At 63.6% G+C, this 21,212-nt stretch carries 18 protein-coding genes; 15 read left to right on the forward strand and 3 right to left on the reverse strand.

Annotation, left to right across the window (positions count from 1 at the left end):
- Positions 1-143: 143 nt before the first annotated feature.
- Positions 144-2,111: a phospholipid carrier-dependent glycosyltransferase gene (locus tag MPN20_RS13295; protein WP_242782895.1), complete on the reverse strand. Its 1,968-nt coding sequence runs from the start codon at positions 2,109-2,111 to the stop codon at positions 144-146.
- 150 nt (positions 2,112-2,261) lie between these two features.
- Here MPN20_RS13295 and MPN20_RS13300 point away from each other — a divergent pair, with 150 nt between their 5' ends.
- The 13 genes from MPN20_RS13300 to MPN20_RS13360 all read left to right on the forward strand — a co-directional run bounded on the left by MPN20_RS13300 (position 2,262) and on the right by MPN20_RS13360 (position 16,786).
- Positions 2,262-2,810 (forward strand): DUF4190 domain-containing protein, encoded by a 549-nt coding sequence (locus MPN20_RS13300; RefSeq protein ID WP_242782896.1) that lies wholly within the window; start codon positions 2,262-2,264, stop codon positions 2,808-2,810.
- Between the two features lie 158 nt (positions 2,811-2,968).
- Positions 2,969-3,394: a DUF4190 domain-containing protein gene (locus MPN20_RS13305; protein WP_242782897.1), complete on the forward strand. Its 426-nt coding sequence runs from the start codon at positions 2,969-2,971 to the stop codon at positions 3,392-3,394.
- 88 nt (positions 3,395-3,482) lie between these two features.
- Positions 3,483-3,968 carry a DUF4190 domain-containing protein gene (locus tag MPN20_RS13310; protein WP_242782898.1) on the forward strand — a complete coding sequence of 162 codons (486 nt, stop codon included), beginning with the start codon at positions 3,483-3,485 and terminating at the stop codon, positions 3,966-3,968.
- 131 nt (positions 3,969-4,099) lie between these two features.
- A complete protein-coding gene (gene rsmI / locus MPN20_RS13315; protein WP_242782927.1) occupies positions 4,100-4,915 on the forward strand; it encodes a 16S rRNA (cytidine(1402)-2'-O)-methyltransferase in 816 nt (271 codons plus the stop codon).
- Positions 4,916-5,027: 112 nt separating this feature from the next.
- The gene (locus MPN20_RS13320) at positions 5,028-5,759 is read left to right on the forward strand and encodes a VIT family protein (RefSeq protein WP_242782899.1); all 732 of its coding nucleotides are present in this window, start codon (positions 5,028-5,030) and stop codon (positions 5,757-5,759) included.
- Between the two features lie 211 nt (positions 5,760-5,970).
- Positions 5,971-7,686 carry a methionine--tRNA ligase gene (gene metG / locus MPN20_RS13325; RefSeq protein ID WP_242782900.1) on the forward strand — a complete coding sequence of 572 codons (1,716 nt, stop codon included), beginning with the start codon at positions 5,971-5,973 and terminating at the stop codon, positions 7,684-7,686.
- Complete coding sequence (locus tag MPN20_RS13330; RefSeq protein ID WP_242782901.1) at positions 7,686-8,666, forward strand: TatD family hydrolase; 981 nt, start codon at positions 7,686-7,688, stop codon at positions 8,664-8,666. The genes metG and MPN20_RS13330 overlap by 1 nt, the downstream gene beginning before the upstream one ends.
- 270 nt (positions 8,667-8,936) lie before the next feature.
- The gene (locus MPN20_RS13335) at positions 8,937-10,088 is read left to right on the forward strand and encodes a resuscitation-promoting factor (protein ID WP_242782902.1); all 1,152 of its coding nucleotides are present in this window, start codon (positions 8,937-8,939) and stop codon (positions 10,086-10,088) included.
- Between the two features lie 500 nt (positions 10,089-10,588).
- The gene (groES, locus tag MPN20_RS13340) at positions 10,589-10,882 is read left to right on the forward strand and encodes a co-chaperone GroES (RefSeq protein WP_166973277.1); all 294 of its coding nucleotides are present in this window, start codon (positions 10,589-10,591) and stop codon (positions 10,880-10,882) included.
- A gap of 36 nt (positions 10,883-10,918) precedes the next feature.
- On the forward strand, positions 10,919-12,511 hold the full coding sequence (gene groL, locus MPN20_RS13345) for a chaperonin GroEL (RefSeq protein WP_242782903.1): 1,593 nt from the start codon (positions 10,919-10,921) through the stop codon (positions 12,509-12,511).
- Between the two features lie 206 nt (positions 12,512-12,717).
- Entirely contained in the window at positions 12,718-14,307 is a 1,590-nt protein-coding gene (locus MPN20_RS13350) for a polysaccharide pyruvyl transferase family protein (RefSeq protein ID WP_242782905.1), read from the forward strand.
- A 197-nt stretch (positions 14,308-14,504) separates the two neighbouring features.
- Positions 14,505-15,368, forward strand: coding sequence for an ABC transporter ATP-binding protein (locus MPN20_RS13355; protein ID WP_242782906.1), 864 nt, complete (start codon positions 14,505-14,507; stop codon positions 15,366-15,368).
- Entirely contained in the window at positions 15,365-16,786 is a 1,422-nt protein-coding gene (locus tag MPN20_RS13360) for an ABC transporter permease (protein ID WP_242782907.1), read from the forward strand. Before MPN20_RS13355 ends, MPN20_RS13360 begins: the two co-directional genes overlap by 4 nt.
- A 43-nt stretch (positions 16,787-16,829) precedes the next feature.
- Here the strand turns inward: MPN20_RS13360 and MPN20_RS13365 are convergent, their stop codons facing one another.
- Complete coding sequence (locus MPN20_RS13365; RefSeq protein WP_242782908.1) at positions 16,830-17,246, reverse strand: SRPBCC family protein; 417 nt, start codon at positions 17,244-17,246, stop codon at positions 16,830-16,832.
- Between the two features lie 39 nt (positions 17,247-17,285).
- Positions 17,286-18,803, reverse strand: coding sequence for an AMP-binding protein (locus tag MPN20_RS13370; RefSeq protein WP_242782909.1), 1,518 nt, complete (start codon positions 18,801-18,803; stop codon positions 17,286-17,288).
- Between the two features lie 73 nt (positions 18,804-18,876).
- On the opposite strand from MPN20_RS13370, the gene MPN20_RS13375 reads away from it, so the two are divergent.
- Both MPN20_RS13375 and MPN20_RS13380 read left to right on the forward strand, forming a co-directional pair.
- Entirely contained in the window at positions 18,877-19,479 is a 603-nt protein-coding gene (locus tag MPN20_RS13375) for a TetR/AcrR family transcriptional regulator (RefSeq protein WP_242782910.1), read from the forward strand.
- A complete protein-coding gene (locus MPN20_RS13380) occupies positions 19,476-21,194 on the forward strand; it encodes an acyl-CoA dehydrogenase family protein (protein ID WP_242782912.1) in 1,719 nt (572 codons plus the stop codon). Before MPN20_RS13375 ends, MPN20_RS13380 begins: the two co-directional genes overlap by 4 nt.
- Positions 21,195-21,212 lie beyond the last annotated feature (18 nt).

Below are 21,212 nucleotides of genomic sequence, written 5' to 3' on the forward strand. Positions count from 1 at the left end.
ATTGGTCATTCACAATGATTCGACGCTAACGACGGGGTGTGACCTGCAGATGAACGTGCAATGTCGCCGAGGCGACACCTCGGTGGCGGGTTCGTGTCGAGTTCGCGCGCGGTCAGCGCATCAGGTGGTGCGCTTCGGCGCAGCTAGCGCCAGGTGACGTTCCACATGCGGTTGTTCCAGGCTTCGAACGGGATGACCTCGCCGGTGTAGATGGGCCAGAAGTAGGCGAAGGCCATGATCGCGGCGACGAGGATGAACGCCACGGCCATGCGGCGTCCGAACAGTCCCCAGGTGATTCGGGTGCCGAGACCGGCGAAGAGTCGGGGGCCGCTGGCAAGTCCGGTTCCGGAGGATCGTGTACCGGCGGACTGTGAGGGGCTGGGGAACTGCGCGTGGCTGGCGCCGTTCGATGGTTCGGCCTTGTCCCGCGCCCGTCGTGCGCTGATGGGCACCTTGCCCCACAGCAGCGTCAGACAGTACGTGAGCGCGAGGACGACGAACGGGACCATCACGATCGTGTAGAACGTGAAGATCGTGCGGTGCTGGTAGGCGAACCACGGCAGCCAGGTCGCGGCGAGCCCGGCGAGGATGACGTCGGCTCGGACATCGCGGCGGATGATCCACGCGGCCAGGACGACGAGGATCGCGATCGGAGCCAGTCCCCAGATGACGGGGTTGCCCACCGAGGTGATCGCCGAGGAGCACTTCTCCGCCGCGCAGCCCATAGTTCCGCGGTCGAGAGATTCGTAGTAGAAGGACGTCGGGCGCCACTGCACGATCCAGCCCCATGGGTTCGACATATAGGGGTGTTCGGAGTCGAGGCCGACGTGGAACGAATACGCCGTGTAGTGATAGTGCGCCAGCGACGGCAGCCACTGCAGCCAGTCGGGAAGCGACTGCCACCAGCCGGGATTCTCGGCCGCCCACTGCCGGTCCCAGGCATCGGTCGAGCGGATCCACCCGGTCCACACAGCCACATAGGTCACCAGCGCCACGGGCACCAGTTTGAGGAACGAAGGAAGAGTGTCGCGGATGAGCGTGCCGAGCCACGGATGGACGACGCCCGCCCGGTAGCGCGAATGCACGTCCCACGCGACGACGAGGATCCCGAACGCCGCGACGACGTAGAGACCCGACCACTTCACGCCCATGGCAAGGCCCAGGCTGATGCCTGCGGCGATCAACCAGGGGCGCACGCCGAGGCGGGGCCCGAAGTTTGTCAGGTCACCGCGGTGTGTGCGGCGACGTCCACGACCACGCGTGCGCTGGGAGGGCAAGGTCGCCTCGGCGTGGGGACGAGGGTCTGATGCAGGGGTCAGCGAAAAGGGCCGGTATCGGTCCGGGGGACTGGTCGACGCTGCGAAGCGGGCCAGCCGCTTCGTGACGTGTTCTCGGTCGAGGACGATGAAGGCGAAGGCGAGGAGGACGAAGGCCATGAGGACGATGTCGAGCAGACTCGTCCGGGAGTGGACGAAGTGCTCGCCGTCGATCGAGAGCAGACCGGCTGCAACGCACGCGAAGAACGCCGAGCGGAAGAGCTTCCACGCGACGAAGCCCATGAGGAAGATGGTCAGAGTGCCGATGATGGCCACCGAGAAGCGCCAACCGAAGGAGTCATCGGCGCCGAAGAGGTGGATGCCGGCGCCGATCACCCACTTGCCCAGCGGCGGGTGGACGACGTATTCGGGATCGGGTTCGATGACGCTGGGGTCGCCAGCGTTGAAAGAGTCGTCGGCGTTCTCGGGCCAGGCGCGTTCGTAGCCGTACTTGAAGACCGAGTAGGCGTCCTTGACGTAATAGGTCTCGTCGAAGATCAAGCGGTGTGGGAAGTCGAGTCGGAACAGACGCAGTGCGGCGCCGATGCCGGTGATGATCAGCAGAGCCGGCCACATCCAGACCGGGGCCTTCTGCGCCCACATTCCGGCGTCGAAGCTGCGACGCCTGATGGCTGCGGCTCCGGCGCGGAGGGACTCGCGGCGTCGGGCGCGGCGTTCCTTAACGAGGAGGTGTGTGGCTTTGGACGAGCCGACGGACGAGTGCGCGGGGTCGTCGGACGAGTGCTCGGGGTCGACGGACCGCCTCGGTGCCTGGGGATCTTCGGGTTGACTCATCACCGTCAAGTTTAGGGTGCGGGAATCGGCGAACAATCAGGACTCGCGCAGACTCGGCATCCGGCGGTGCGATTGTGAACCGTCTTTCTGTTCCGGCGCACATCACGACTAGGGTAGTTGCTGACTGGTGATCTGCGAACGAAAACGGTGATGAGAGTGTCCTATAACCCGAACTACCAGCCGAGCGACCCTCCCCAGGTCGGATCTCAGCACGACAACGGGTACGGATCGTATGGTTCTCAACCCGGCTACGGTTCAGGCCAAGGTGGCTACGGGGCGCAGTCCGGACCGGTCAGTTACGGTCAGTCCGCCGCATTCGGCCAACCGGTTACTTACGGGCCGCCGATGGCTCTGATCCGTCCGAAGCCCAACACCCTGTCGACATGGTCGATGTGGATGGGCATCATCGGACTGGCCGGTGGCTTCGTCTGCGGCCTGGTCTCCTGGATCCCCGTCATCGGCACTCTTTTCATGATCCTCTCGATGTTCTTGTGGATCGCGCCGATCCTCGCAGTGATCTTCGGACACGTCGCCCGGGGACAGATCAAACGAACCGGCGAGGAGGGTCGCGGCCAGGCCGCCGCCGGGCTGATCATGGGCTATATCAATATTGTGCTGGTCCTGCTGCTGATCGTCATCCTCGTGGGCATCGTCGGGCTCGGTGTCGCCTCGGGGATCTTGTCCTCTTCGCCCTATTGATCGGGATTTTGGCCTCCTCACCCTTCGATGCTGGGCTGACACGGGTGGTGCAGGACTGCAACAGGATGGCCTGAGCCTCGGCTGTTCTGACCGATAGCGTTGTAGTCAGACGCGGGGATCTCCCCGCAAACAGACTCAGCACCAGGAGCGAACCAGAAATGCACACTCGGCAACTTCCCGTTGGCGCCGGCAGCATCGCCAGCAGCAGAGCGTTGGGCCACTCGGCGATCAGCGGATACCCGAGCCGTTCAGCCTACGGAGCCGATGCTGTGTTCGCGGGCCCGGTGACCTACGTATACCAGCCGATCGCACCGACCAACTCTGCGGCGATCGTCGGAATGGTCCTCTCGCTGATGGGAGCTCTCACCGGCTTCTTTCCCGCGTCGATCGTCGGAATCATCATGGGTCACATCGCACGGCGCCAGATCCGCAGGCGCGGCGAACGCGGAAACGGAATGGCACTGACCGCACTCTGGGTCGGCTACCTTGGCGCCGGATTCTGGACGCTGATCTGGCTCGTATATTTCGGTACGATCGTGGTCGTGATCCTCGCTGCCATCGGCGCCGAGGTATCGGTCGGCTGATCGAACTGAGATCCACCCGTAACACCCACGCCTGTTGCCTCGGTGAACGAGTCGGTACCGTTGTAGACGAACGCAAGGAGATCTCGCTATGAGCAGTCAAGACAACTGGAACAATCCAGACATGTATTACCAGCAATCCCAGCCAGGGCCTGGAGCAGGCAACGGATACGGCGGCTCGAACGCCAACTACGGCGCCGCAAGCTACAACTCCAATGCCGCATACTCGAACGCCGCGTATGGCGCCAATCCCCAATACGCCGCAGGAATGCCCGTCCCGGGCTACGGTTACCAGCCACCTCCTCCGACGAACACATTGGCGATCATCGCCCTCGTGGCTTCGATCTTCGGAGTGGTCACCAGCATCTTCGTCGGCGGCATCGCCGGCATCGTGATGGGGCATATCGCTCGCAAGCAGATCAAGCAGAGAGGTGAGCGCGGAGACGGCATGGCCACTGCCGCGTTGTGGGTCGGTTACATCGGAACCGCTCTGTGGATCCTGTTCTGGATCGTCTATGTCGGCATCTTCGTCCTCATCTTCGGCGCCACTATGATCGGCGCGGGTTCGGTCAATTGATGCAGGCAGCATCGGTAGCCGACGGCGCCCACCATCATTTGTCTGAATCGCTCGATTCGTCCGATTCAGCCTCGCAGGATTCTTCGTCTGCAGTCTCCGCTGAGCGGGATTCAGCCTCCACCGGCGGCCGACTGATCCTGGTTGGGACACCGATCGGCAACCTCGGCGATGCCAGCCAACGGATGCAGCAGGCCATCGCCACGGCCGACGTCATCGCCGCCGAGGACACCCGGCGCTTCCTGTCGCTGACCCAGCGGCTGGAGCTGAGCCACACGAAGCGCGTCATCAGCGTCTTCGACCACAATGAGCAGAGCCGTGCGCCCGAGCTCGTCGAACTCATCCGCGCTGGTCAGACCGTCGTCCTGCTCAGTGATGCGGGAATGCCTGCCGTATCTGACCCGGGCTACCGAGTGGTCAAAGCCTGCGCCGAGGCGGGTCTGCCGATCACCTCGACGCCTGGTCCCTCGGCGGTGCTGATGGCGCTCGCCGTCTCGGGCCTGCCCAGCGATCGATTCAGCTTCGAAGGATTCCTGCCACGCAAATCCGGGGCTCGCAAGAGCCTGCTCGAGGAGCTGAAGACCGAGAAGCGGACCATGGTCTTCTTCGAAAGCCCGCATCGCATCGCGGACACGATGGATGACTTCCTCGCGGTCATCGGGCCCGACCGGCCGATGAGCATCAGCCGTGAACTGACGAAGACCTACGAAGAGACCTTGCGCGGGACGGTCTCCTCCTTGCGGGAGTTGGCTGCCGATGGACTGCGCGGTGAGCTCACACTGGTGCTGGCCGGCGCCACAGCGGTGGAGACGGCCCCGGAGGACCACCTCGGCGCGGTTGGCGAACTTATCGAATCCGGAATGCGCGCGAAGGATGCCGCGGGACAGGTCGCGAAGCAGTTCGGTCTGTCCAAACGCGATATCTACGAGGCCTGGCTCCACCAGGAGTGACGTGCGGGTGTCGCTTCCTCACGCATTCGACTCGTGTGCGGAGGGTGTGGATATCTGAGGGGCAGGTACCCCATTCGTAGCTATCGCGACCGCCTGATGGTTAAATGAACTTATGACTTCGACCGAGAGCACTTCCGGCGCCCACGCCAACGAGCCGCACCTCGGCGATCTTTCCGGAAAACTGAACTGGCTGCGCGCCGGAGTTCTCGGTGCTAACGATGGCATCGTCTCCGTTGCTTCGCTCGTGGTTGGAGTCGCTGGTGCCACAACGACCTCCGCGCCATTGCTTACCGCCGGCATCGCAGGGCTGGTGGGCGGGGCGATATCGATGGCTTTGGGCGAATATGTGTCTGTGAGCAGTCAAAGTGACAGCCAACGGGCACTCATCACCAAAGAAAAGGGGGAACTCGCTGAACAACCTGACCTGGAACTCGCTGAGCTCGCTGGCCTTTATGAGGCGAAAGGGTTAACTGCGGTCACTGCGCGACAGGTCGCTCAGGAGCTAACGGCCCACGATCCTCTCGCAGCACATCTCGACATCGAACTCGGGATCAGAGAAGACAGCGTGGTGAGTCCATGGGCCGCCGCTGGCGCATCGGCCCTGGCGTTCACGATTGGCGCGCTATTGCCGCTGCTGGCGATGCTGCTGCCACCTCCAGAAGTACGAGTACCTGTCACTTTCGTCGTGGTCCTGTTGGCCCTCGCGGCCACAGGCTACACAAGCGCACGCATCGGGGGAAGCGCAGTCCTGCGCCCAACCATCCGAGTGGTCGTCGGCGGTGCTCTTGCTCTTGCCGCCACCTATGCGATCGGCACACTCCTTGGCACCAGCGGCATCGTCTGAATCGCCATCAGGCGGAACGTTAGCCGGCCGAATCACCAACAGCGTTGGCATGGGGACCCAGGGGGTACAAAGCTGTTCGCCCAAGCCCCTGAACTGTGAAACAAGATTGCACGGCGAAGCTCACGCTCTGAGGCCGGGTGTGTGTCTGGTGGCTCCACCTCCCGGGACCCCTGCGCACCTGCGCCGCGGCGTCCCTTAGACTGTGTGACCTATGGGTTATTACTTGACGACAGCTATCGCTTACCCCAACGGGGCCATCCACATCGGGCACGCATATGAGTACATTGCGGCCGATACGATCGCGCGCTTCAAGCGCCTCGACAACCACGAGGTGTTCTTCGCAACCGGCACCGATGAGCATGGTTTGAAGATGCTGCAGGCTGCGAACAAGCTGGGCATCACGCCCAAGGAGCTCGCCGACGACAACGCGAAGAACTTCCGCGACACCCAGCTTGCACTCGGCTCAACCTTCGACCGGTTCATTCGCACCACGGACGAGGACCACTATGAGGCGTCCAAGGCGATCTGGCGCAAGCTTGAAGAGGCCGGCGACATCTACCTCGACACCTACGCCGGCTGGTACTCAGTCCGCGACGAGGCCTTCTACACACAGGACGAGACCGAGGTCGTCGAGGGTGTGCGCCTGTCCATGGAAACCCGCACCGAGGTCACCTGGACAGAAGAGGAGTCCTACTTCTTCCGCCTGTCGAAGTACCAGGACAAGCTCCTCGAGCTGTACAAGAACCACCCGGAGTTCATCGGCCCCGATTCGCGCCGCAACGAGGTCGCCTCGTTCGTCGCTTCGGGCCTCAAGGACCTCTCGGTCTCGCGCACCACCTTCGACTGGGGAGTGCCGGTGCCCGGCAACGAGAAGCATGTGATGTACGTGTGGATCGACGCTCTGACGAACTACCTCACCGCCGCTGGATACCCCGATGACCAGGAGCGACTGAACAAGTGGTGGCCCGCCGACGTCCACATCATCGGCAAGGACATCATCCGCTTCCACAGCGTCTACTGGCCGGCATTCCTCATGAGCGCCGGCATCGAGCTGCCCAAGCGCGTCCACGCTCACGGGTTCCTCTTCAATGCCGGTGAGAAGATGTCGAAGTCCGTCGGAAACGTCGTCGACCCGATCGACCTCGTTGACGCGTTCGGACTCGACACCCTGCGCTTCTTCCTCTTCCGCGAGTTCTCCTACGGCAACGACGGGTCCTACACGAAGGACTCGATCATCACCCGCAAGAACTCCGACCTCGCCAACGAGTACGGCAACCTCGCTCAGCGCTCGCTGTCGATGATCGCGAAGAACTGCGATGCCCAGGTCCCGCAGCCTGGCGCTCTCACCGAGGTCGACGAGACCCTGCTCGCGCTGGCCCGTGCGGTCCCTGACACCGCTCGCCGTCACGTCGACACCCAGGCTCTCCACCTTTACGTCGAGGCCTGCTGGAAGGTCCTGTCCGAGGCCAACCGCTATTTCTCCGCCCAGGAACCCTGGAAGCTGAAGAAGACCGATCCCGACCGCATGGCCACCGTGCTGTGGGTGACGATCGAGGTCGTGCGCATCATCTCGATCCTCATCCAGCCCGTCATGCCCACCTCTGCAGGCAAGATCCTCGACCTCCTCGGTGTCCCCGCCGGAATCGGTGAAGCCGGCGCGAAGGTGCTGCCGAGCGCGATCGAAGGCGGTTCCGGCGCCGAGGCGATGGAGTCCGTGACCGTAGGCGCTGGAGTCGGCATCGCCGCAGGTGCCGCCGTCGCCGGCGCGGGCATCGCTCCGGCTGCCGCGGAATCGGCCGAAACCGGTGTCAGTGCCGCCGAGGTGGATCCTCGTTCGTTTGCTGCGATCGATTATCCGCTCGAGCCCGGTACCCCGCTGCCCAAGCCCGAGCCCGTGTTCCCGAAGTTCGTGGAGGACGACGAATAATGGCTTCTCGCGCCGCCGGAACCTATCCTCCGGTGCCAGAACCACTTGCCCATCCGGTCGTCGACACCCACACGCATCTCGACATCTGCACGGGTGTCCGACTGCCGCTGGGCGCGGGTGAACCTGCGCCCGAGGTGACTCCCGACGAGGACGAAGAGTTCCCGAGCCTCGACTTCTTCTTCGATACCGCGCAGGAAGCGGGTGTCCAGCGGATCGTGCAGATCGGCTGTGACCTGCCCGCCGCCCGTTGGACGACGGAGCTCGTGGCCTCGGAAGCCGCTCAGGGCCGCACGTGGATGCTCGGCGGCGCGGCACTGCACCCGAACGAAGCGCCGCGGTTGGCCGAACGCGGCATGCTTGACGATGCGCTGGCTGAGATCGAATCGCTCGTGTCCTCCAGCGATCGCATGCGGGTCGTGGGGGAGACCGGCCTCGACTACTTCCGCACCGGCGAAGAGGGCATAGCCGAACAGCAGCGCTCCTTCCGTGCCCACATCGAGATCGCCAAGCGCACGGGCAAGGCACTGCAGATCCACGACCGTGAGGCCCACGCCGACGTGCTGAGGATCCTCCGCGAAGAGGGTGCCCCCGAGGTCACGATCTTCCACTGCTTCTCCGGCGACGAGGCGATGGCCCGCGAATGCGCAGAGGCCGGATACTTCATGTCCTTCGCCGGGAACCTCACGTTCAAGAACGCGGACGAACTGCGCCGGGCCGCTGCTGCTGTTCCCTTGGAGCTGCTGCTGACCGAGACCGACGCACCATTCCTCACACCGCACCCGCACCGAGGCAGGCCGGGAGGTCCGTACCTCACCGCGGTCACTGCGCGGAAGCTCGCCGAGGTGCGCGGCATCAGCGAAGAGGAACTCTGCACTGCGGTGTGGAACAACGCGATCACTGCCCTCGGGGACTGGGACCGAAGGACCGCCTCGGCGAGGGGGACTGAAGCACCGCCTCGGCGAGGGGGTGTGATGCTGTAGAAACCGTGACCTGGCGACTGAATGTCACGAATGTGACGAAGCCCGGAAACACAGGCCGGTCCAGGTCAGAGAGCCACTGGAGCGACGATGACCGTTACGCTATCGTGATATTTTGCGAAGCGTGTAACGAATCGGTTACAGTATATGAGTCGATGACCTCTGCCCAGGGATATATTTGTGATTGATTTTCTGAAGAACCGCAAGGTACAGATAGGCGCACAAGCGGTCGTGATTACCGCTCTAGTGGGTGGCACGGGAGCCGTGGTCACCATGAACAAGGCTGTCACCTTGGATGTCAACGGCCAGGCCGAAGAGATTCGGACCTTCGGCGGCACTGTCGGGGACATCCTCGAAAGCCACGACGTCGACCTCGATAAGCGAGACCAGGTCAAGCCCGGCATGAACAAGAAGATCACGAAGGACATGACCATCACGGTCAACACCGCGAAGAAGGTCTCGCTCGACGTCGACGGCAAGAAGACCGACGAGTGGACCAACGCGAACACCGTCGGTCAGGCCCTCGCCGACCTCGGTGTCGATGCGAAGGGTGCCGACCTCAACGCCAAGGCCGACCAGCGCCTCAAAGAAAACTCCAACGACATTGACGTGACGACCTCCAAAGATCTCACGATCGTGGCCGACGGCAAGGGCCATAGGGTCTCTGCGGCCGTTGGTACCGCGAAGGATGCTCTCGAAGAATCCAAGCTGAAGCTCGGCAAGGACGACTTCCTGTCGGTGCCGATGAGCGCGTCCCTCTCCGATGGCCAGGTCCTCACCGTCAACCGGGTGAAGAACGAGACCGTCACGGAGAAGGAATCGATCAAGCCCAAGGTCGAGAAGAAGAAGTCCGATTCGCTCTACCAGGGTGAGACCAAGGTGGAGAAGGAAGGCAAGAACGGCCAGAAGGAAATCTCCTACAAGGTCAAGACCGTCAACGGCGATGAGGTGAAGAAGGAGAAGAAGGACGAGAAGGTCCTCTCCAAGCCTGAAACCAAGGTCGTCATCCAGGGCACCAAGAAGAAGGAAGCCCCAGCCGACAACGGCGGCGGTTCTGATTCCGGTGGCAAGAGCAGCGGTGGCGGTTCCGATTCCGGTGGCAAGAGCAGCGGTGGCGGTTCCGATTCCGGTGACAAGAGCACCGGCGGCGGCTCCGGCTCCAGCGGTGGCTCCATGAGCAAGAAGGAGATCCAGGACATGCTCGGCGGACCGGGATCCAAGTGGTACTCGGTCGTCAAGTGTGAGTCTGAGTTCAACCCGAAGGCCTCGAACGGCACCCACTTCGGTCTGTTCCAGTTCCTGCCTCAGACCTGGCGCTCCATGGGCGGCAGCGGCAACCCGTCGGATGCCAGCCCGCAGGAGCAGTTCCAGCGCGCCAAGAAGCTCCAGGCCGAAGCCGGCTGGGGACAGTGGCAGTGCGCCTGATCTGACAGCCCGCGGCTGAACAACATCGACATCTGAGCGGAAACGCTCGACACACAGTGCGGATTCGGGGATTCCCCGGGTCCGCACTGTGCGTTCTGCATTACGGCAGTGTGCGTTCTGCATTGCAGCACTGCGGCAGTGAGCGTTCTGCGTTGCAGCACTGTGCGTTCTGCGTTGCGGCGGGCACTCCCGAGGACGGGCAGACTCGGGACTTCTTCGGTCGGGTTCGCCTGCCCACCGCGCTTGAACGTGCCGTCCACGCAGCACCCGATCTGTGGTTTCGCCGAGAGCATGACGAAACCTTGGCACTCGAGTTGACCGAGTGCTAAGAGCGTTCTAAGGTCGAATTAGCACTAGCACTCATTGAGTGCCAGTTTTACGAGACGGTCGATCCACTCGGCACCCGCGACGACGAGAGGATCATGGCATCTGCCGCCGTCTGACTCAATCAAGAGTCAACTCAATCAAGAATTGAACCCAGCGAAGGGAGAGGGCCCGATATGTCGGTCTCCATCAAGCCACTCGAAGATCGGATTGTCATCCGTCAGGTCGAAGCAGAACAGACTACCGCCAGTGGTCTGGTCATTCCCGAAACCGCCAAGGAAAAGCCTCAGGAAGGCGAAGTTGTCGCAGTGGGCCCAGGCCGCGTTGCTGACAACGGAAACCGCGTTCCTGTTGACGTTGCCATCGGCGACAAGGTCATCTACTCCAAGTACGGAGGCACCGAAGTGAAGTACGCAGGCGAAGAATTCCTCGTGCTCTCGGCTCGCGACGTGCTCGCCGTCATCGGCTGAATCCTCTGACCAACTACTTCACAGATAGGAGGACGAATGCCTAAGACACTTGAATTCAACGACGAGGCTCGTCGTGCACTCGAAAAGGGTGTGAACATCCTCGCGGACACCGTCAAGGTGACGCTGGGACCCAAGGGCCGCAACGTCGTTCTCGACAAGAAGTGGGGCGCCCCCACGATCACCAACGATGGCGTGACCATCGCTCGTGAGATCGAGATCGACGATCCATACGAAAACCTCGGCGCTCAGCTGGCCAAGGAAGTTGCCACCAAGACCAACGACATCGCCGGTGATGGAACCACCACCGCGACGGTCCTGGCCCAGGCCTTCGTCAACGAAGGACTGCGCAACGTTGCTGCCGGTGCCGCACCAGGTGCCCTCAAGCGCGGAATCGAAGCCGCCGTCGAGGCTGTCTCCGCCGAACTCGGAAACATCGCCCGCGATGTCGCCGACTCTTCGGAGATCGCTCACGTCGCCGGTCTGTCCGCTCAGTCCGAAGAGATCGGCAAGCTCATTGCCGATGCCTTCGATAAGGTGGGCAAGGACGGCGTCATCACGATCGACGAGTCCCAGGCCGCTTCTGTTGAACTCGAGATCACCGAGGGAATGCAGTTCGACAAGGGTTACCTCTCGCCGCACTTCGTGACCGATGCTGATCGCCAGGAAGCTGTGCTCTCCGACGCGCTCATCCTCATCAACCAGGGCAAGATCTCCAACATCCAGGAGCTCCTCCCTGTGCTTGAGAAGGTGCAGCAGGCCGGAAAGCCGCTGTTCATCGTGGCCGAGGACATCGAAGGCGAAGCTCTGTCGACGCTCGTCGTCAACAAGCTGCGCGGCATCATCAACGTCGCCGCCGTCAAGGCTCCCGGATTCGGCGATCGTCGCAAGGCGATCCTCGAGGACCTCGCGGTCCTCACCGGTGGCCAGGTCGTCACCGCTGATATGGGCATGAAGCTCGAACAGGTCACCCTGGAAGAGCTCGGCAACGCCCGCACCATCACCGTCACCAAGGACAACACCACCATCATTGATGGTGCTGGCTCCGACGAGGATGTTGCCGGTCGTGTCGCTCAGATCCGCAGCGAGGTTGAGAACACCGACTCCGATTGGGACCGCGAGAAGCTGCAGGAGCGCTTGGCTAAGCTCTCCGGCGGTGTCGCAGTCATCAAGGTGGGCGCCGCCACCGAGGTGGAGCTCAAGGAGCGCAAGCACCGCGTCGAAGACGCTGTGTCGGCAACTCGTGCTGCCATCGAAGAGGGCGTCGTCGCCGGTGGCGGATCGGCTCTGATCCACGCTGCGAAGGTTCTCGAGGGCACCACCCTCGGGCTGACCGGCGATGCAGCCACAGGCGCTGACATCGTCCGGCGCGGAGTCGTCCAGCCGCTGCGCTGGATCGCCTCCAACGCCGGCCAGGACGGTTACGTCGTCGTCTCCAAGGTCATCGACCTCGCGTCGGGCCAGGGATACAACGCCGCCACCGACTCCTACGGCGATCTGATCGGTGCAGGAATCATCGACCCGGTCAAGGTCACCCGCTCGGCGCTGCGCAACGCTGCTTCGATCGCCGCCCTGGTTCTCACCACTGAGACCCTGGTCGTCGAGAAGAAGGAAGAAGAGGACGAGGACTGATCAGTCCTGCCTCGGCTGATCGGCTCAAGTTCATCTGAGCCCTCAGCCTGATTCTTCACCAGCTGTGGCCCGGAACATCACGTTCCGGGCCACACCTGCATTCACGCGGTGGTGTTCGTTCACCTTACGGCAGGCTTGCGTTCATCTGCCGGATTGACGTCATCGCTAGGCTGTCGGCGACATTCGGACAATCTGGCAAGGGATCAATGAAACGCATTCTGATGATCGGCGACATCGGTTGGAGCCGCTTCTACCACCTCGGCGACGAAGCGATGACCGAATTCGCTCTCGATGCGCTCCATGCTCGTGCCGATGTCGAGGTCACTCTCATCGCCGGTGAGCCCGAGCACGCCGGGGAGATGTACGGTGTCAGTGCGATTTCGCGGATCGGGTTCAGACGCAACCGTCCGCCGAACATCGTGCGCATGACCAATGTGCTCCGATATGCCGAAACCGGCGGCAGCGAGGGCGGGTTGGATCCCGAGGACCCGGCGATCGGCGTCATCGAAGCGGTGAAGAACGCCGATGCCGTGCTCATCGCCGGGGGCGGAAACCTCAACTCGATGTTCGCCCACCACATCTATGAGCGCGCGACCGTGGCCAAGCTGGCGACGATGTTCGGCAAGCCGTATGCGCTGACGAGCCAGACCCTGGGACCGCTCATCTACGACGAGGATCGTCCGCTCGTCCATGATCTGCTGGCCGGAGCAGAGTTCGTCGGGACGCGCGAAAGCTATACGACGAAGCTCGCCGGAGACCTCGGCGCGGGAGACGCGGCCATCCGTCGACAGGTCGACGACGCGTTCTCACTGGCCGCTCGGGACGAAGACCGAGCAGCCGTCGCCGACCTCGTCTCTGAACCGTTCATTCTGGCCAGCTTCGCGGAGAAGGCCTCATCGCCGATGATCTCCGACAAGCAGTACCATTCGCGGCTCGTCGAGCTCTGCACCCGCCTGGTCGACGAGACAGGACTGCGGGTGCTGCTGGTGCCCCACGGCGGTGCCCTGCCTCCGGAAGAGGAGACCCGCGACCAGATCACCAACGCGCAGATCGCTTCGGCAACCGGCACCGAGGCGGTCCAGCCAGTGCGTATGCTCACCGCCCGAGAGCTCATCGCCCTGACCGAGCGGGCGGAATTCGTCATCGGGACGCGCTACCACGCCGGGATCTTCGCCGGTGCGGCTGCGGTGCCGTTCATTTCGCTCTCGCCCAACCTCTACTCGGCGATCAGAATGCGCGGGGCCGCCGAGAACGTCGGTATGACGGACTTCGTCCTGCCGTTGGACTCCGTCGATGACATCGTCGCCACCGCCGTCGGAGTGGCCCGGGATCGTGATGCGCTGCAGGAAGTGCTGCGCTCTCAGGCCGAAGCCAGACTCGCGGAGCACCGCGAGTGGTGGGACTTCGTCGTTGCGAACACGATCGGTCTCCGCGAAGATCTGCAGCCGGGGGCCGACGTCCGTCAGTCGGGGGAGGCAGCCGACCGACAATCGCCGGGGTTCTTCCACGCAGAGGAACACCCCAATTCGTACATCGCCAACATCGCACTCAGCCGCGAACGACTCAGCGCCCTTGCGGACTATGGGCTGGTGCTGGCGAAGAAGGATCGGCGCCTGGCACTGGCCAGGGAGGAAGCCGCTGTGGCGACGAGGCGACTTGAGGTGTTGGAGAGGCGCAGCGACCGGCAGGCCAATTCGCGGGTATTCCGCGCTGCGCGCGCGGCTCAGAAGGTCTCGCGCCGGGTCCGCCTCACGGCGCGCGGAGCGATTGCGCGCTCGCCCTTCGGCTCACGCTGAAGCACGCCTGGTGAAGCGGGGGCACGCTCGCTGAGACTGGGCACGCCTGGTGGCGCACCGTGCAGCGATTGCCCGAGTCCTGACAGCACAGTATTCGGAGGTGGCTCACACCTACTGGTCAGTCAGTTGCGATGTTTCTCATCGTTGATGGTCGTTAGTCTGGATGAGACAGCTTGACGCGACTATGTAGGGACACCATGACGACCGCTTCACCGATGCCCATCGCTCAACTTCGTGATGTCTCGAAGATCTTTGATCCCGATGGGGCAGCGCTCGTCGCTCTCAACCACGTCTCTCTCGATATCGCTCCCGCCCGGCTGACAGCCGTGATGGGGCCCTCAGGCTCGGGCAAATCCACTCTCATGCACGTCCTCGCCGGCCTTGATCGTCCCAGCTCAGGCACGGTGCACATCGGAGAACGGGAGATCACTGCGCTCCGTGAGGACGAGCTCACGGCTCTGCGCCGGCGGCGGATCGGCTTCGTGTTCCAAGCGTTCAACCTGGTGCCGACCCTCACGGTCAGGGAGAACATTCTCCTGCCCTTCGAACTCGACGACCGCAAGCCCAACGCCGAGGAACGCGCCTGGATCACCAGCATCATCAAGCGGCTGGGCCTCGACGCTCGACTAAAGCATCGGCCCGGCGAAATCTCGGGTGGACAGCAGCAGCGCACGGCCATCGCCCGTGCCTTGGCCACCCGGCCGGACATTCTCTTCGCCGACGAACCGACCGGCAACCTCGACGGGCGGTCGGGGCGCGAGGTCATGGCCATCATGTCCGAGGCCGTGCGCGAGCTCGGACAGTCGATCGTGCTCGTGACCCATGACCCGATCGTGGCCGCCTACGCCGACCGCGTCGTGTTCATCGCCGACGGCACTCCCGTCTCCGAACTCAACGATTCGATCAGCGCCGAGGTGATCGCGCAGACGATGCTCGACCTCGACGCGCAGGCCGAAGCTGCCGAGGACGCGGCCGCCGGAGTCGCACAGTATGACTCCGAAACCGCGCCTTATTCCTCGAGTGTTGCGCAGTATGCCGTCGGAACCAGGAGGCGCCGGTGAACCCGCTGCGCGAGATCCGGTCCAATCCGCGCCAGTTCGCTCCCAGCTTCCTCGTCGTCTTCATCGCCGCGCTCTTCGGCACCGTCATCATGCAGGGCATCGAAATCCTCACTGCCTGGATGTCCTCGGCGAAGATCATCTCCGAGTCGGACACGGCTCAGGGGCTGCTGACAACAGTGGGGCTCGTCTTCTTCGTCATCGCACTGTTCGTCTCGAGCATCGTCATCGCCAATACGTTCTCGATCATCATCGCCGGGCGCAGCCGTCAGTTGGCGCTGCTGCGGCTCATCGGCGCCTCCTCCGCACGGCTGCGCCGAGCCGCCTCGGTGGAGGGACTGCTCGTTTCGATCCCCAGCGCCGTCGCCGCGTTCCTCGTCTCCACCGCACTCGCGCAGGCAGCACTGGCCTACCTCGGTGATCGGATCACGGTGGAGCCCGAGCTGCTCAGCCCCATGATGTTCCTGCCCTGCGCTGCGACCGTCATCGTGACGTGGTTCTCCGCGTACCTGGGTGCCCGGCGCATCAGCGGCATCTCGCCGATCGAGGCCACCTCGCAGGCTGTCGAACGTCGGCCCGAGGACGTGCGCGCGTCAATGGGAGCCTTGGCCGGTGCACTCATGCTGCTGTCGATGGGCATCACCCTTCTCATCAGCGGCATCGTCGGAGCCAACGGGAACACGTTCAGCGTCCTGGGGGTGCTGCTCGTTGCGCTGGGTGCGGCACTGACCTTCGTCGGTGTCATCGTCGGCAGCCCCTGGATCCTGCCACCTCTGCAGGCGGTCACCGGGTGGCTTCTCGGGCGCACCGCAACCTCACGCCTGGCGGCCTCGACGATCGCTCGTCACCCCACCCGCAATGCGCGCACGGTCATCGGCCTCGTCATCGGCATCACCCTCATCGTCATGTTCGCCACGGCCATGACGACGTTCAGAGACCAGCTGCTCGATTACGCTCGCTCACTCGGCGAAGACGGCTGGGGCGGCTTCGAGGATGTGCTGGAGACCATCATCGACCAAACGATGCTGTTCTTCCTCGGCATGGTCCTCTTCTCCGTCATCATCGCCATCATCGGCGTCGCGAACGCGCTCATGCTCTCCGTGCGGCAGCGCACGCAGGAGATCGGTCTGCTCATGGCCATCGGGCAGACGCCGCGACGGGTGCGACGCATGATCGCGGCTGAGGGCATGCAGCTGACAGTGACCGCCTCCTTGCTCGGGGTGCCTCTCGGCATCGCCTTCGGCTGGATCGGTGCGCTGACTCTGCTGTCCCCGCTGATCGGATTCTTCGCCCCGTCCGTGCCCTGGTGGGTGATCATCTCCGTCGTCGCCGGCTCGCTTCTGGCGGTGATCGCCGCCAGCCGTGCTCCGGCACGTGCAGCCACGTCGATCAGTCCGGTGGACGCGCTCCAGGCCGTGTGACCACGGTCTTCACGGATGGCCATTATCCTCGCCGAGGTGGGGGTCAGGTCCCGGTGCTCGCTTCGTTGACTTCGAGAACGTCGCGGAGTCGTTCCAGATCGTTCGCGACGGCCTCGGTGTCTCGCGCGAACTCGTCATCGCTGACGTTCGGTCGTCGATAGACGGTGAAGACGACCTCGCTGACGTCGTCGTTGTGGAGCACGCGCAGCGGGTTGTGCATGGCCGTGCCGTCCGGAAAGATCACGTCGTGGTCGAGGATCCCGAACTCGACGCCTGGCCGAAACTTGACCTCGACCTCACCCATCGGAGAGTCGGTGATCCACCGCCCCGCTTCGTTGCGGATGCCTTCGCTCAGGCCCGCCGCCCACTGCGGAAGGTTCGCCGGATTTCCTGCGAAGACCGCGATGTCGGATGGGCTGCACTGGATGGTCTGCGAGATGTGGCGGGCTTCGAAGCTCATGGGCCAAGTCCACCACAGGTCCCGGCTGCGGACCAGAGGCTAATTGTCGGCGACTTCGCTGCGCAGTTTGTGCTTGAGCAGCTTGCCCGAGGGATTGCGGGGGAGCTCTTCGGTGATGATGACCTCTCGGGGCAGTTTGTACCGGGCAAGCTTGTCGGCGAGGTAGTCTCGCAGTTCCTCGACGTCGAAGGGCTGCTCGTCGGCGGTCGTGATGAACGCGACGACCTTCTCGCCCCATTCGCCGTCCGGTTTGGCCACGACTGCGACATCGGCGACTCGTTCGTGGGCGATGATGGCTTCTTCGACCTCGAGCGAATAGACGTTCTCACCGCCGACGATGATGACGTCCTTGGTGCGGTCGACGATATAGAGGTAGCCGTCCTCGTCGACCCGGGCGATGTCACCGGTCTTGTACCAATCACCCTCGAAAGCCGCCTCGGTGGCCGTGGGGTTGTTGAGGTATTCGCGCATCCGGGTGTCGCCGGTGAACCAGATCTCCCCGGTCTCTCCCGGTCCGGCATCTGTGCCGTCGGCCTTGACGACGCGCATGGCGTTGCCGACCATCGCTGTCCGGCCCACCGAACCGGCCTTGCGCAGCTGGTCCTCCGGCCTGAGCATGCAGCCGGTGGGTCCCATTTCGCTCATTCCGAACAGGTTGAAGAACTGATCAGTCCCATAGGCCTCGATGAGCATCGCCGCGGTCGACCTGTCGATGGGCGAGCCGCCGTAGTTCCAGCGCCTGATCGTGGAGAAGTCGTAGTCGGAGAACTCGATGCCCAGCTTCTTCGCCGTCATCACCGGTGCGACATAGGCGATGGTCGGGCCGAAGAAGGTGGTGATCTTCTCCTCGGCGATGATCGTCATCGAATCCACCGGGTGAAACGCACGCTGGAGGACAATCGTGCCGCCGGTGAGGATGGTGGGGACGAGGCTGATGTTCAGCGGAGCCGAATGCCAGATCGGCATGCAGATGAGATAGCGGTCGTCACTGCGATAGCCCATGTTGAGATTGATGAGGGTCGCGACCTGGGCGATATTGCGGTGCGAGTGCACGCACCCTTTGGGCGAGCTCGTGGTGCCCGAGGTGTAGAGGATCTGCGCGACGTGCTCGTCCGTGAAGTCGCCTGGTTCGGCCTCCTCGGCGGCCTCCAATTGGGCGTCGAAGCTGCCTGGTGCATCGGACTCGGTCTCGAGCCAGGTGATGCCCGGGGCGCCTGAACGCGCAGTCTCGGCCAGCTCGGCACTGACGATGCCGAGGGTCGCGCCCGAGTGCTCGATCGTGTACTTGACTTCTGGCGCCTGCAGCTTGTGGTTGACGGGAACGACGATGGCACCCAGATACCAGGCTCCGAAGGCGGCGAACACGAAGCCCGGGACGTTGAAAGTCATGATCCCGATCGTGTCACCAGCGACGATGCCATTAGTCTCGAGGACGCGGGCCGCTTTGAGCGCCTGCGTTCGCAACTGCGCGTAGGTGTACCTTTCGTCCCCGTAGACCAGTGCTTCCTTGTCCGGATCACGCAGGACCGTTGCGTCGAGCATTGTGCCGAGCTTCATTGCTTCTCCTCTGAATGAGTGCCATACTCCTAAACAATTGAAACACAATTCAATTCTTTGAGGAAGGGTAGAAGTGGCATATCGGGAGACCGCCAAGACCCGGGCAAAGGCCGACGAGCGCCGGACCCGGATCGAACAGGCAGCCCGCCATGTCATCGCCCGAGGCGGAATCGCCGCGGCGAGCATTGCCTCAGTTGCCCGCGAAGCCGGGTGCAGCTCCGGCCTCATCTACACGTACTACTCGAGTCGCGACGAGCTGCTCCGGGTGGTCTTCGCCCGTGCCGCCGGGCATGAGCTGGCCGTCGTCGAGGCGGCCGTCGAGTCGGCGTCGAACGCGGCTGATATCGTCGATTCGGTCGTCGAGGTCTTCGTTCGACGCGCTGTCACCGGCCGCACTCTGGCCTACGCGCTCCTGCTCGAGGCGGTGCCCGAGTCGGTGCAGATCGAACGCATGGCACTGCGGCGTGGGTACGTCGCCGCGATCGCCTCGGGGATCGAAGGACGGTATCAGACGACCACCTCCGCCGAGGTGGCTGCTCGGGCTCTCGTCGGATCGATCGCGGAGAACCTGGTCGACGTCCTCGACCCCGCGAAGGAGCCTCCCAGCGTCTCGGCCGTCGAGGCGCTCATCACGGAACTGTCAGTATTCGCCCGCACGGCCATAGGAGAACAATGAGCCATGCACAGTCAGCTCGGCCGGAAGCCGCAGCCCGGTCCGAAGCCGAAGCCAAAGCTCGGCCCGGCACCTCGGCAACACATGAGGTGTTCAACCAGGCGCCGCCTCGGCGAGACATCAACGAATTCAGCCTGAATACGGCACTCGTCGAGGCCGTCGACACATTCGCCCCGGCGGCGTCCCTGTCCGAGCTCGAACGGATCGGGGGACTGGTCGGCAGTGCGGATTTCATCAACGACGCCCGCCTGGCCAACGAGCACGGACCCGAGCTTAAAACCCACGATGAGTGGGGCAATCGCATCGACGCGATCGAGTTCCACCCCGCCTACCATCGGATCATCGGTGATGCGCTGGCCAGCGGGGCGCACTCGCATGCGTGGACGAATCCGGGGCCCGGTGCGAATCCGGAGCGCGCGGCCAGGTTCATGCTCTTCTCCCAGATCGAGCCCGGTCATGCCTGCCCGGTGTCGATGACACATGCGGTCGTACCGTCGCTGGCCGCCGACGCGAAGTTGGCTGACTTCTGGATCCCGAAGGCCACAGCCGCCGAATACGATCCGCGCCGGATCGACCCGGCCGAGAAGACTGCCGTGACCTTCGGTATGGCGATGACCGAGAAGCAGGGCGGATCGGACGTGCGGGCCAACACCACCCGCGCGGTCCCGGACGGCGACCATTACCTCATCACCGGCCACAAATGGTTCTGTTCGGCACCCCAGTCCGATGCATTCCTCGTCCTCGCCCGTCTTGAAGAGGGTGTGAGCTGCTTCGTCGTGCCGCGCATCCTGCCTGGTGGCGGCCTCAACAGTGTGCGGATTCAGCGGCTCAAGGACAAGCTGGGCAACAAGTCCAACGCTTCGTCCGAGATCGAATTCGACTCGACCGTCGGCTGGCTGCTCGGCGAGCCCGGCAAGGGCGTGCGCACGATCATCGAGATGGTCTCGCAGACCCGCCTCGACTGCATCCTCGGTTCGACAGCAGGTATGCGCCAGTCCGTGGCCGAAGCTGCCTGGCATGCCCGGGGCCGAGCCGCATTCGGGGCCACACTCATCGATCAGCCGCTCATGCGCGCCGTCATCGCCGACCTCCAGCTCGAATCCGAGGCCGCAACGTTCACCGCCATGCACTTGGCCGCCGTCCACGATGACGAGAGCGCCGACGCTTCTGACTTCCGTCGCTTGGCCACCGCTGTCGGCAAGTACTGGATCTGCAAGCGCGGGCCCGAGCATGCCTACGAATCCCTGGAATGCCTGGGCGGAAACGGCTACACGGAGGCTTTCCCGCTGGCTCGCCGGTATCGGGAACAGCCGGTCATGGCCGTGTGGGAGGGCTCAGGCAATGTCATCGTCCTCGACGTGCTGCGCGCCTTGGGCCGTGAACCGAGAACGGCGAAGGCTTTCCTCGGCTTCCTTGAGACGGGGCTGGGCCGCCATCACGACTTCGACGCCGCCTATGAAGGGCTCGCCGCCTCTCTCCACACCTCACTCGAGGTGGTGAGCAGCGAGGACCCTGCCCAGATCGCCGGGGTCCAGCGCAGTGGACGCGTCCTCGTGGAGAAGATGGCGCTGCTCATGCAGTCGGCGATCCTCTTTGAATCCGCCCCCGCCGAGGTGGCCGCCGGGTTCGCGTCCGCACGCCTGGGTCCCGATCGGGGTCGGGAATACGGGGCGCTGCCCACCGACGTCGATATCGACTTCCTCGTCGAGCGGGCCTGAGTCAGTTTCTGCGGTGGG

Source organism: Brevibacterium sp. ZH18, assembly GCF_022748595.1.
GTDB lineage: Bacteria > Actinomycetota > Actinomycetes > Actinomycetales > Brevibacteriaceae > Brevibacterium.